The sequence below is a fragment of the Psychrobacter submarinus genome (genome assembly GCF_904846685.1).
Classification (GTDB): Bacteria; Pseudomonadota; Gammaproteobacteria; order Pseudomonadales; family Moraxellaceae; genus Psychrobacter; species Psychrobacter submarinus.
The window spans coordinates 1,232,905-1,244,574 of the sequence record NZ_CAJHBQ010000001.1; the positions used below are offsets into that span (position 1 = coordinate 1,232,905).

Consider the following 11,670-nt stretch of genomic DNA (forward strand, 5'->3'; position numbering starts at 1 on the left):
GTTATGAGCCCGGTAGCACTTGCCGCAGCTTGTCGTCCCCTTGCATGATTCCTCGTATTTGTACTGCACGATTGACAGTTGCCTGTGCCATATCACTCAATATTATGCTATATTACCGCCCCTTATTCTATCGTTAACGCTAGTCCTTATTTACTTTATTCTCTATCAAATTTTGAGCATTCCATGAGTGACATGATCGTCCTAAATGATGTGATCAAAAGCTTTATGAGCGACCGCTCCATAAAAGGGGCCGATGGTAAGGCACATTGGTTTACTGCTGTGAAGCCGACCTCTTTGACGGTCAAACAAGGTGAGATCTTCGGTCTCATGGGCTATTCTGGCGCGGGCAAATCAACCCTACTACGCCTAATCAATATGCTAGAGCGTCCCGATAATGGACAGGTCATCATTGATGGTACGGATTTGACCACTTTAACGGCGAGCGATTTACGTATCGCTCGTCATAACATTGGGATGATCTTTCAGCAGTTTAATCTAATGTCGAATCGTACGGTCTTTGACAATGTGGCATTTAATCTAACAGTATCAGGGTATCCTAGTCGTGATATTCACAAACGCGTCATGGAATGTTTAGACATTGTCGATCTCACCGACCGCGCCAGTCATTACCCTGCGCAGCTCTCAGGCGGTCAGAAGCAGCGTGTCGGTATCGCGCGCGCGATTGCTCCGAGCCCTAAAGTATTGCTTGCTGATGAGCCTACCAGTGCACTCGACCCTGCTACTACCCGCAGCTTACTCACCTGCCTGCGTGATATTAATCAGCAGCTTGGGGTGACTATTGTCATTGTCACCCACGAGATGAGCGTCATTCGTAGATTGTGCGATCGTGCCGCTCTTCTGCACGAAGGACAGCTACTTGAAGTTGCTCAAGTCCGTGACGGTCTGATTCAAGCCACCACTCCGATAGGCCAAGGCTTAGTCCACGAAGATTAGCGATAACCTAATAAAGCAAGAGAAATAGATATGTTGACTGGTGCTGAATTATCCGCCTCGATTGATAAGTTACTGGCTCTAAAAAAAGAGATCTGGCAGGCAACCCTTGATACTTTTATTATGCTTGGTATCTCTACCACCGCGGCGGTGACTATCGGCGGACTCTTCGGCGTATTCTTGTTTTTATCGAGTGACCGGCAGTTTTTACAAAACAAAGCATTATACGGGGTGCTCGGCGGCGTCACGAACTTTATGCGCGCTTTTCCGTTCGTAATTTTGATGATTGCGATGAGCCCTTTAACCAAAGCTATTGTCGGTACCGGTATCGGTCCGATTGCCGCTTCCTTGGTACTGGCTATCGCTGGCTCCTTTTACTTTGCGCGCTTGGTAGAACAAAACCTGCGCGAAGTCCCGCGCGGAATCATTGAAGCCACCGAATCTATGGGCGCTCGGCCCTTTACCATCATCAAAGTGCTCCTTAATGAGGCACGCTCAGGTATCGTATTATCAGTGACTATCTTGTGTATCAGCCTCCTCTCCTTTTCTGCAGCGGCTGGTATGATTGGCGGCGGCGGCTTGGGCGACTTAGCCATTCGTTACGGTTACTATCGCTATCAGACCGAAGTCATGGTGTTTATCGTCATCATGCTCTCTGTCATGGTCATCTCGATTCAAGCCTTTGGTAATTGGCTGGCGACGCGTTTAGATAAGCGCTAGTCTTAGCCTTTTTTGTCAAAGCACTATGATCAACGCTTATAGTCAACGCTAGTGCTAATAAGACGTTGATAAAAAGGAGTTATCGACTCTCACTGCTGAGCACAAGCTTATGAATAATACGCCACCTTTGATGTAGATTACTCATAAGCAAAACGCTTGACTTTATAAGGTACTAAAGTTACTTTTGTGCTCTTTTTACGCACAGGTTATTTAGCAGCATTGCTTGATTGTGAATACCCAACAGACTCTACTCTAATCATTGTTTTAATGGCTGATTGATAAGCCGTGACCCCTAATGCATTTTTATTAAGGATAATTTATGAAATTAACAGATATCAGCCGCCAATTAGCGCTTGGACTTGCCACTGTCGGCGTCTCAGGCCTCGTATTAGTCGGCTGTAATAACTCCTCAGCGCCAGAAGCGACCAAAGAAGCGCCAACTAACGAGACTGCAGCGGCGACCGATATCGATCCTGAGCACAGCAAAATCACTATAGGCACCACCGAAGGCGACTTCGCTGACATGGTACGTAATCAAGTCAAAGGCTCACTTGAAGCGCAAGGTTATGAGGTTGAGCTCATTACCTTTACAGATTATGTCCGTCCTAATTTAGCCTTGGCTGATGGCGACTTAGATATCAATATCTTTCAGCATAAGCCTTATCTCGATACTTTTAAGACTGAAAACGACCTAGATTTGATCGAAGTCTTTCAGGTGCCAACCGCGCCGCTAGGAATTTATTCGGGTAAAAAAAGTGACCTACAAGACGCTTATAAGGGTATGAGCGTCTCAGCGCCAAACGATCCAAGTAACTTCGCCCGTGCGCTAGTGATGATGGATGATCTAGGCTGGATTACCCTAAAAGACAATATCGATCCGCTAACCGCAGCCAAAACAGATATCGCTGATAATAGCAAATACGATATCAATATCGTTGAATTAGAAGCGGCGCAGCTGCCACGCGCGCGCGATGAAGTGGACTTTGCCGTTATCAATGGCAACTATGCAACCGATGCTGGTATCGAGCTGACTGAAGCGTTATTCCAAGAGCCAAGCTTTAATTATGTCAACTGGTCAGCGATTAAGTCAGCCGACGCTGATAAAAAGTGGGTGAAAGATGTCACGAATGCTTATAACTCTGAAGCTTTTAAAGCGTACGCTAACGAGACTTTCCCAGGCTATAAATATCCAAAGATTTGGGATGCTAATGGCAACGAAGTGACTGCGACTGCTGGTACGGCGTCTGCTACTGGTAAAGTTGCTGCTGAGTAAGTTAAGCATTTTATTTTGAAATGACTACCGTTCAATTGCTTTAAGAGTATCGTAGCGCTACTTGAATGAATTTGACACAGCCTCAAAAAATAGCAGCACGCAGGTAAAATTTGCATCGGTAGCACATTCATATGTAAACAATTTTGTTTCAAGCAGATAACATGAGCAGCGCTCACTACTCTAGTAGTGGGCGTTTTTTTGATGCCTAGCTTTTGATTCATTTTCCGGTAAATCGCGGTTTATATGATCTCAAAATTTATATGTACAAATACAAAACCCTTTTACGAGTAAGGATTTGTAAATACAAAGACTAATTATTATCTATGTCGCTATGCCAATTAGGTTCTAGACTTTAAGAGACGTTACAAGCTGTTCGTACTTTGTAGAAAAGCGTCAGCTACCCTTTCGCTTAGAGTCGCTTTTTTTTATAGTGGATAAACATTTTTGGTAACAAGGATAATAATATGAGCACAAAAAACTATACTATTCGCACGGCAGGACAAGCTAACATTCCAGTATTAGGACTAGGGACTTGGCAATCTACAGGTAACGACTGTGTTGAAGTCGTCAGCAAAGCGCTGCAGATGGGCTATGAGCACATAGACACGGCGCAAGCTTACGGTAATGAAAAGCAGGTCGGTGAAGGTATCAAGCAATCAGGCGTGGCTCGTGATAAGTTCTTTTTGACCACTAAGATTTTCCCAGATGATATGAAGTTTGAACCTGAGAAGCTAAAAGCCGCCGCCGAGCAATCGCTAAAAGATTTAGATACGGATTATGTAGATTTGCTGCTATTGCACTGGCCAGATGACCGTGTGCCTTTATCTGAGACCATTCCTGCACTGTGCGAGCTACAAAAACAAGGTCTGACTCGTCATATTGGCGTCTCTAACTTTAATATTGCCAACATAGTAGAGGCAAAAAAACACGCTGATGTGCCAATCGTCGTCAATCAAATTGAGTTTCATCCGTTTATTAAGCAAGACAGCTTGCAGACCTTTTTGAATAATCATCATATTTTGTTAGAAGCTTACTCGCCCCTAGCGCGCGGTGATGTGTTCGATAATGAAGTGATTCAAAAAATCGCTGATAACCATAATGCCACACCGGCGCAAGTCTCATTAGCTTGGATACTCTCAGATAAAGATCGCGTCGCTATTCCTAAGACCTCTAACCCTGAGCATCTGCAAGGTAACTTAGACGCCACTAAGATCGAGCTCAGTGCTGATGAGTTAGAGCAGATCGGCAAGTTGGCCCGTAGCGATGGCCGTAAAATCGAGCATCCTGACTATTCACCACAATGGGACGACTGATTTTAGAGGCTTTTTTCAATAGGCCAACTACTCTTGAAAATAAAACCCTTGAACGCGAAAAAGCCACCGATATAAGTATTGGTGGCTTTCTTATTGCAGCGAACTGAGCTTTTAATATCTGAGCTTTTAATATCTAAGTTTTTAATAGCCGTTTTACTGCTGTAACGTTTCCGTTTTATGGATAGGCTCAGCAGGATTGTACTGCTCAGAGGCAGGAGCCAGACCCTTACGATTATTTTCTTTTAAAGACTCCGCCACCTCAACAGGCATATAATTTTCATCGTGCTTAGCCAAGACCTCACCGGCGACAAAAGTTTCGCCTTGCATTTTGCCCGTAGCGACAACGCCTGAATTTTCAGCGAATAAGTCTGGCAAGATACCTTGATAAGTGACCGGAACCGTCTCTGCAAAATCTGTGATAGCGAACTGCACACTTAAAGGGTCATCAGGAGCACGTTGTACGCTACCGGCGACGACCATACCGCCTGCGCGAATACGCTTATTTTGCGGCGCTTCACCTTGAGCAATCGCAGTCGGATCAAAATAATAATCTGTTTGCTGTCCGATAGCATAGATGACGAGCACCACAGCGATAGCCGCACCTGCTAGCGTAAACATAACCCACATAAGCTTTTTACGTCGAACGGCGTTCATATCTTACCTCTTTTATAAAATAGCTATTTTGCGCAGTAAATCTTACTGTAGTCTATTCACTATAAAAATGTCATAGCGCTGCTGGGATGAATTTTAAGCAGCATCGAAAGATAACAGCACGCAAGTAAAATTTATACCAGTAGTAGCGCGTTCAAATTTATAACAACTTTATTTTGAGCTAACTATAGTAGCTTTATAACGTTTATATGGTAGCGTAGCTGGTACAAATCAATAAAACCGATAAAACCTGAGTAAACTGCTGCGGTCAAACCTAATTATTGGGAAACTACTGTCACTAAAGGGACTATACAGTCCTAAGGAATTCTGAGAAGTATTAAGAAGCGCTAGCAGACATTTTATTTGGTCGCAGCGCTAGGCGGCTTACTAGAATGGCGCTGCGCCTGACGCGCTTGTTGAATAGTTAACTGTTTTAGTAGCGTCTTTCTTTGCGCGCGGCTATAGAAAATAAAAGCCAAAACTAGGCCAACAGTAATCGCCCAGCAAGACCAAACAAAAACGCCATGCTCACCCATAGCAAAAAACTCCGAGAGGCTATAAAAGTAAGGCTGCATTTGTTCTCCTAATGTACTTTCAAGGTACTTTAAAACGTAAACTACAATAGCGCGATGCTAAAACACTCAGAACATTTTGATATTATTAACGTTGTTACTATTTACGTTGATTGCGGATGTATTCTTTGACCCAAGCTTTGCTTTGATCGCGGTTTAAGATTAGGGTATTGGTCCGATAGATCGCAAGTGCTGCTACTAATAAATAGCTCCCTATCACCATGAGCAGCAATGGCAGCCACATGTCTGCTGACATTTTTGGCGCTTCGGTCAGCGTAAAGGTCGCGCCTTGATGTAGCGTATTCCACCACTCCACTGAGTACTTGATTATCGGCAGATTCACCGCGCCGACGATGGATAAAATGGCGGCGGCTTTACCGCGATTAGAGGTATGCTCAAACGCAGCAAATAACGCCATTACCCCTGCGTACAAAAACGCCAAAATCAGCATCGAGGTCAGACGCGCGTCCCACACCCAGTAAGTGCCCCAAGTAGGTTTGGCCCAAATTGAGCCGGTAAGTAAACTAATCACGCACAACAAAAACCCAAAAGGCGCGAGTGCTTGCGCCACTAAGCTTGCCGTCTTTATCTTCCACACCATAAAGATCACCCCTAATACCGCTAGGGCAAAATAGATGGAGATCGCAAGACTGGCAGCAGGAACATGAATAAAAATAATACGGTAGCTATTACCTTGCAGATAATCAGGCGGCGCAAAGGCCAAACCCCAAATGCTGCCTATAGCCAGACAAATAGCCGCCAAAATACTAAGCCACTTCACCCAAGGCGAAAAGATACGAAAGAACTGCTTAGTCCCTACAGTAATCAAAAAACCTTGCCAAAGGCGCTGCCACATATTTGGCGATGAGATATTGTTGAGGTTGGGCATGGATTAGACCTATTACACAGCAAGTAAATGAAGCAGGCTTATGAGAGAGTAATCATTAACAAAGCCAGTAAGATAAACTAGCACGATAAACTAGCAACGATAAGCTAGTCATTATCACTAACGCCTTGTTTATAGTCGTTTTTTGCTCACCTTATCGTTGCTAGGTCACCAGCAAAAACGAGTATCCTCTATTATAGCAAAGTTGGCGCTTTTAACCACGCTGTAAACTCAAAGCCTAAACTTTCGCACAGCTCATCGCTAAAACGCCTAATTGTTTTAATTCAGCCAAGACATTTTCAGCGTCATCGCAATCACCCAAGGCATTACCAGTACGGAGATTATGCTACCCGCTAAGAGTAACGCCAAAATAGGCAAACCATTGAGGCCCGTCGCAAATAAGTCCACTGCACCTGTCGCAAAAATCAATACCGGTAGCTGCATCGGTAGCGCAATCAGAGGTACAAGCACCGCGCCGTTTTTTAGGGATAACGTTAAGCTACTGGCAATCGCCGAGAGCATCAGCAGCATCGGACTACCAACGATAATCGACGCCATCAAGATACCCGCCTCAAACCAACTCAGGCCAAATAAAGGCACCGCCAATAAGCTCAGTAACGCCACAATACCACTACTAAACAGCCAATGAATGGTGAGGCGCATCAGCACCCATAACGGTAGTGAGGCTTTGGCGACGACCAATTGCGCAAGCGTGCCGTTATCAAGTGCAGGCTTGAACAGTCCATCAACGCCCATAACTAAGGAAAGTAAAGCGGCAATCCACACCGCTGGCACTCCTAAGCGCTGCAATAGCTGCGGCTCGCTACCGACGGCAAGCGGAAATAAAGTCACAATCACCAAAAACAGTACTAATGGATATAACCACTGTACTGCGCCTTGCTGCTTGACTTGCCATTCACGACGCCACAATTGCATAAAGCTGATAGTGCGAGCAGCATTATTTATATCGCCAATATTAGCATCGCCATCATTATTGATATGGCCACTATTTATATTTTGTATGCGGCTCTCCGTCATTCGTTACCCTTTCTAGCCCTTTATCCTATACACCTAGCATCATATATTGAACATAGCCCGTGCTTAATATAAGCAATGTCTAGCATTGGTTGGCATCACTTAGCATTGTTTAGCATGATTTAGCATTGTCATTACTGCAAAACAGTCGTTACCTAAACCCATTACGGTATATCTAAATCTTCGTCATCTGATAAATCAGGCTCTAGTGACTCATGTTCTGACAAGTCAAGATACGCTGACAAGTCCAGCACTTGATTGGCCACATTGACGGCCTGATGACTGGTCATTATTATCGCTCCTCCTGCCGCAGCAAACGCTTGTAAGCGCTCTTGCATTCGCGCCACCATATCGACATCGAGTGCCGTAAACGGCTCATCAAGTAGCCATAAAGGGGTGACATCAGGGCTCAACAGGTAAAGGCGGGCTAAAGTAATACGCCGCGTCTGCCCAGCGGATAAGTGGCTTGAGCTGATGGTCTCAAAACCCTGCAAACCCACCCAAGCTAAAGCTTCATCAATATCGTAGACGCTTGGCGTTATACCATATAGATTAAGCAAAAAAGTTAGGTTTTGGGCCACAGTGAGATTGGGATGAATACCGAGCTGATGCGAGACGTATAATGGTTGCACTGGCAAACCTTGCTGACCTAGATAGTCTATGTGCCCTGTTAATACTGGCAATAGACCTGCTAGCTGCATCAGCAAGGTGGTTTTACCCGTACCATTAGCACCAATAAGATGACAAATATCGCCAGCTGCTAACTGCAGATCAACGCCCGCGCACAAAGGCGTCTCACCGCGTTGTACGGTCACATTGTTAAGCGCTAACACCGACATTGTTTGAGTAGCACAAAAAGATGACTCGTCCATCGAAACCTCTTATCTATTATTGCCTGAGTATTGCCTTCACAGTTCAATACTCAGGCTCGTAGCGATTTTAGCATTCGCTTAAGAAACGGTCTGTAATCTACAAACTGATTATAAACAATCCTCACAAGCATCTCGCACAAACATTCATTAAAAACATCCGTTACCTTCATGTCATAATACGCTATGCTAATACCACCACTGCAAACCTATAGTATAGCAAATAGTCGAATCTCATAATTTTAAATATGGCTGTAAATATGACCGCAAATACAACAATAGATACAACATCATCAAAGCCTACAAACAACTCTACGCCTGATACTTTACAGGGCAACTCATCCGGTCATAATGCCAATAAAGAGCAGCTGGCGGACTCCTCAATTCACAAGCTAATCGAGGCCCAGATTGAGTTTACGCAGCAGTGGCTCTGTCAGCAAGCTAAGCCGCTGGTCGATGACGCTTGGCAATGGCTTGGTACCCAGCCAATGCGTCAATATATAAGCTGTGAGGACTTGCAGCATCTTATTAATGACTGGCTCCTCACTCAGCCGATGACTGAAGTCATGCGCACCGATATTAGAGCTATCCTGCAGACTGTGATTTATCATCCTGTCAATGACAACGTGCCGTTATCTGAGCTTGTCGATGAGACGCAAGTACAGACGCTAGCGAATTATATCGGCAGTCATCAGCAGCAGCGTAACGGACTGATACACGCGCTCATCGGTAATGACACCTTCGCCGATCTGCTGACGCAAACCTTGTATCACGCTATCAATGACTTTATGGAAAGCACGTTAGATAAAGCGGGCGGCGTCGGTAAGCTGATGAAAATGGGTCGCAGCTCTTTTGAAAAAGCCACCAATCGTAACTTAGACGAAAAACTGCAAACTTATTTACACCGTAATATCAAGGATTTAACCAATAAAGCAGAAGCGAATGCCCAAGCGCACTTATCTAACGAGGAAGTCTCAAGGCTACTCGTAATGGGCTGGGCCCGTATCAAAGATCAGCCCGTGAGCCAACTACAAACCTACTTAGACAACGATCCTGATAATGGAAGTATTCAGCACATCGAAGCCAGCGTACAGCAAAGCTATAATCGTCTGCGCCTCTCGCCTTATCTGCGCAGTTTAGTCGCGGCGAGTGTCGAGACTTGGTATGACAATCATCAAGGCGACACTATCGCAGCCTTAGCCGCTAGCGTCAATATTGATGAGCTCGCCGTATCTAAACTCACTCCTACGCTATTGCCTATCATCGAGGATGCTATCAATAGCGAATGGCTGAGCGCGCATCTACGCGATATGTTGCAGGCCTTTTATGAGCAGCCTAATATTCAACAAATATTTGCGACAAAAGACTAATAGCTGCTTATTTGCTATTATTTTACAGACTAGAAGATAATGGATTATCTTTGTATCCGCTCACACTTATAAGACAAAACTATGGATAGTAAGTCTAAACTCAGCTTATGGCAAAAACTCAAGCGACTACTCACCAGTAGCGCGCCGCAAGACAGCAGTCCTGCTGACAATATTGACCATAAAGACAATGTTAGCAATGATAACAGTGCTATTGGCGCGGACAGGAAACAACCTGAAAGCTTGCGCACTGAGAGTGCAAAGGATGACAATAAAAATAATCGTGTAGCCGATAATATTAATACCAGCAAAACGACTAAGGCCTCGTCAAGACAGGACTTCTCAAAGCGAGCGTCTTTAAGCAAAGATTCTATTAATAGCCCAAATCAGACGCCGATTATCGATTATTTAAAGCTCTATTTTGGTAGTAAACACTGGCATTATACGCACTACAAACCTAGGATCTCGGACGCTCAGCAGTCGCACCATCTATCACTGCGGATGAGAAACCGAAAAATAGACTGCGGCTACTTATTTCGAGTCCAAGAAAAAGAGCGTTTACTCGCGGTTTATGGGATTTTACCGTTTTTGATACCAGAGAGTCATCAAAGTGCGGCGATGTTACTGATGACCCAAATCAACTACGATATGGTCGTGGGTAATCTAGAGATGGATGTCAGCGATGGTGAGATACGCTACAAAAACGCGCTTGATGTCGAAGTGTTAGGACTCGATGACGATATCATTGAGCATTTACTACAAAGCGTAGTCGCTATGACCACTGTTGCTTACGAGGTATTTAGTGACTTACTAAATACGCAAGAGCCTAGTGAGGATATGCCCACTTTATTAGGCGAATTACGCGCGCAAGCGGATGCGCGTACTTATTTTTTAGCCAGCAAAAAAATGCAATAACCGCTTTTTTAAAATCATCGCTTTAAGATTATTGTTGTAAGGTCACCATTTTAAATTCTCCGCTTTAAAACCACCGTTCTAAAAGATAGTACTATGTTGAAAATAGCTTATTCTGAAGTGTTTCGTTATGTCGTACCTGAAAGACACCGCTTCCCTATGCAAAAATACACTATGATTCCTGAGCGCTTATTGCGTGAAGGCACCATTACTCCCGATAACTTTTTTGCGCCAAAAAGGCTGACAGAAGCGGAGATCTTAACGACGCATACGGAAGAGTATTGGTATAAGCTCAAGACTCAAACCTTAACCCGCAAAGAGGCGCGACCTATCGGTTTTGAGATGACTGAGGCTTTAGTCGACCGCGGTCGGCATATCGCACATGCCACTTACGAGTGCGCGCTATACGCTCAGCAGTACGGGGTGGCGATGAATGTCGCTGGCGGCACCCATCACGCTTTTGCCGGTCACGGTGAGGGTTTTTGTGTATTTAATGATGTCTGTATCGCCAGTAACTTACTGCTAAACCGCGGACAGGCAAGTAAAATACTGGTTGTCGATTTGGATGTGCATCAAGGCAATGGCAATGCCAGTATTATGGCTGATGAGCCTAGAGTGTTTATCTTTAGCATGCACGGCGCCAAGAATTATCCTTTTCGTAAGCAAATCTCTGACTTAGATATTGAGCTTGATAACGATACTGGCGATGAAGAGTACTTGCGCGTATTAAAAAACACTTTGCCGCGCTTACTAGACGAGGTCGCCCCCGATATGATTTTTTATCAATCGGCGGTCGATGTACTAGCGACTGATAAATTAGGCAAGCTAGCGCTCACCCAAGCCGGCTGCAAAGCGCGTGATGAGTACATATTGCAGCAAGCCAAAGACGCTGATATTCCAGTCGCTATTGTGATGGGCGGCGGCTATTCAGAGGATATTGAGGATGTCGTTGAGGCGCACTGTAATACTTTTCGGGTAGCGCAGCGGCTTTATTTCGGTAATGAGTAAACGGTTCATCGATAGTAGTCAATAATGAACCAGATATTAAATCTTTTACCCTTCACTTTATTAGGGATTTTTTGCCGCTTTATTGATAAAAATAGACGCTTAGAACGACTAAA

The 11,670-nt window shown here is 44.6% G+C and carries 12 protein-coding genes; 7 read left to right on the top strand and 5 right to left on the bottom strand.

What is annotated here, in order from left to right:
* Positions 1-183: 183 nt before the first annotated feature.
* The 4 genes from JMY03_RS05515 to JMY03_RS05530 all read left to right on the top strand — a co-directional run bounded on the left by JMY03_RS05515 (position 184) and on the right by JMY03_RS05530 (position 4,257).
* Positions 184-954 (top strand): methionine ABC transporter ATP-binding protein, encoded by a 771-nt coding sequence (locus JMY03_RS05515; RefSeq protein ID WP_201601757.1) that lies wholly within the window; start codon positions 184-186, stop codon positions 952-954.
* A gap of 30 nt (positions 955-984) precedes the next feature.
* Positions 985-1,671, top strand: a complete 687-nt coding sequence (locus tag JMY03_RS05520) for a methionine ABC transporter permease (protein WP_201601760.1) — start codon at positions 985-987, stop codon at positions 1,669-1,671.
* A gap of 319 nt (positions 1,672-1,990) precedes the next feature.
* The gene (locus JMY03_RS05525; protein ID WP_201601762.1) at positions 1,991-2,944 is read left to right on the top strand and encodes a MetQ/NlpA family ABC transporter substrate-binding protein; all 954 of its coding nucleotides are present in this window, start codon (positions 1,991-1,993) and stop codon (positions 2,942-2,944) included.
* Positions 2,945-3,408: 464 nt separating this feature from the next.
* Positions 3,409-4,257 (top strand): aldo/keto reductase, encoded by an 849-nt coding sequence (locus tag JMY03_RS05530; RefSeq protein ID WP_201601765.1) that lies wholly within the window; start codon positions 3,409-3,411, stop codon positions 4,255-4,257.
* A 153-nt stretch (positions 4,258-4,410) separates the two neighbouring features.
* Here JMY03_RS05530 and ccmE read toward each other — a convergent pair whose 3' ends face one another.
* From ccmE to ccmA, 5 genes are all read right to left on the bottom strand, one after another.
* Positions 4,411-4,911, bottom strand: a complete 501-nt coding sequence (ccmE, locus tag JMY03_RS05535; protein ID WP_025644791.1) for a cytochrome c maturation protein CcmE — start codon at positions 4,909-4,911, stop codon at positions 4,411-4,413.
* Positions 4,912-5,267: 356 nt separating this feature from the next.
* A complete protein-coding gene (gene ccmD / locus JMY03_RS05540; RefSeq protein ID WP_025644793.1) occupies positions 5,268-5,483 on the bottom strand; it encodes a heme exporter protein CcmD in 216 nt (71 codons plus the stop codon).
* 97 nt (positions 5,484-5,580) lie between these two features.
* A complete protein-coding gene (gene ccmC / locus JMY03_RS05545) occupies positions 5,581-6,369 on the bottom strand; it encodes a heme ABC transporter permease CcmC (protein ID WP_201601775.1) in 789 nt (262 codons plus the stop codon).
* 276 nt (positions 6,370-6,645) lie between these two features.
* On the bottom strand, positions 6,646-7,302 hold the full coding sequence (locus tag JMY03_RS05550) for a heme exporter protein CcmB (RefSeq protein ID WP_201558359.1): 657 nt from the start codon (positions 7,300-7,302) through the stop codon (positions 6,646-6,648).
* Between the two features lie 263 nt (positions 7,303-7,565).
* Positions 7,566-8,273: a heme ABC exporter ATP-binding protein CcmA gene (gene ccmA, locus JMY03_RS05555; protein ID WP_201601777.1), complete on the bottom strand. Its 708-nt coding sequence runs from the start codon at positions 8,271-8,273 to the stop codon at positions 7,566-7,568.
* 257 nt (positions 8,274-8,530) lie between these two features.
* Between ccmA and JMY03_RS05560 the strand changes: the two genes are divergently transcribed.
* The 3 genes from JMY03_RS05560 to JMY03_RS05570 all read left to right on the top strand — a co-directional run bounded on the left by JMY03_RS05560 (position 8,531) and on the right by JMY03_RS05570 (position 11,557).
* Positions 8,531-9,640: a hypothetical protein gene (locus tag JMY03_RS05560; protein ID WP_227675492.1), complete on the top strand. Its 1,110-nt coding sequence runs from the start codon at positions 8,531-8,533 to the stop codon at positions 9,638-9,640.
* A gap of 81 nt (positions 9,641-9,721) precedes the next feature.
* Positions 9,722-10,552 (top strand): YbjN domain-containing protein, encoded by an 831-nt coding sequence (locus JMY03_RS05565; protein WP_201601779.1) that lies wholly within the window; start codon positions 9,722-9,724, stop codon positions 10,550-10,552.
* 93 nt (positions 10,553-10,645) lie between these two features.
* A complete protein-coding gene (locus JMY03_RS05570; RefSeq protein WP_201601781.1) occupies positions 10,646-11,557 on the top strand; it encodes a histone deacetylase family protein in 912 nt (303 codons plus the stop codon).
* Positions 11,558-11,670: the final 113 nt, after the last annotated feature.